This is a genomic window from Shewanella sp. SW1, assembly GCF_025653545.1.
In the GTDB taxonomy this organism is placed as follows: Bacteria; Pseudomonadota; Gammaproteobacteria; order Enterobacterales; family Shewanellaceae; genus Shewanella; species Shewanella oncorhynchi.
On sequence record NZ_JAKKSG010000055.1, the window covers coordinates 1 to 869 of the forward strand.

The 869-nt window shown below is 42.0% G+C and carries 1 protein-coding gene; it reads right to left on the reverse strand.

Annotation, left to right across the window (positions count from 1 at the left end; translation table 11 throughout):
- A partial coding sequence (locus tag L5M71_RS23005) for an IS110-like element ISSba8 family transposase (protein ID WP_263220684.1) occupies nucleotides 1-869 on the reverse strand: 869 nt, incomplete at both ends.

The following is an 869-nucleotide window of genomic DNA, read 5'->3' on the forward strand; positions in this document are numbered from 1 at the left end:
GTTTGCTCGCAAATCGGCCAACGGCTCTGGCGCCGTGGATGAGTAAAACACGTAGTTCTGAGCTGCCATTTTTCGTGATCGATCCTAGTCGAACTTTTCCACCAGAACTCGATTGCGATGGCACTAAGCCACACCATGCAGATAATTGCCGGCCATTTTTAAATTGATGACCCGAACCTAATTCACTCATAAAGCTTGCTGTGACTAATGGTCCAAAGCCAGGGATCGACAGCAATGCATTGTAGCGAGGTTGGATTTGACATAGCGCTTTAATGTCGCGCTCGATTTGATTAATTCTCTCATTTAAAACACATAAATCTTCATATAAAAATTTTAACAGGTAATGAAGCGTATGAGACAGTTCATGCTCATTATTTGCTAAAATACGGCTAAGTGAYGCTTGTAATTGCAACCTGCCGACAGAGAAGATCACACCAGACTCGCTCGCTAGGCTTCGAATTTGATTGACCATGGCGGTTCGATTTTGAACGAGACGACTACGTACACAACGTAATGCTTTAATGTCTTGTTGCTCAACAGTTTTAACTGGAACCATGTGGATATTAGGTCTGAAAACCGCTTCGCATATAGCGAGGGCATCGTTGGCATCATTCTTTTGRTTTGCAACAAATGGCTTAACATGTTGAGCAGGGATCAATTGCACTTGATAACCAAGAGCTTGAAATTGTCTTCCCCAGTAATGCGCCGTACCACAGGCCTCCATAGCAATAAGGCTACCTTCGGGGAATTGTCTAATTTTATCGAGCAGCTTGTTTCTGTTAACCTTTTTGTTACTCATGACAGAGTTATCCATAAGACAAACACAAACTTGAAAAACATTTTTGGCTAAATCGATACCAATAACTTTA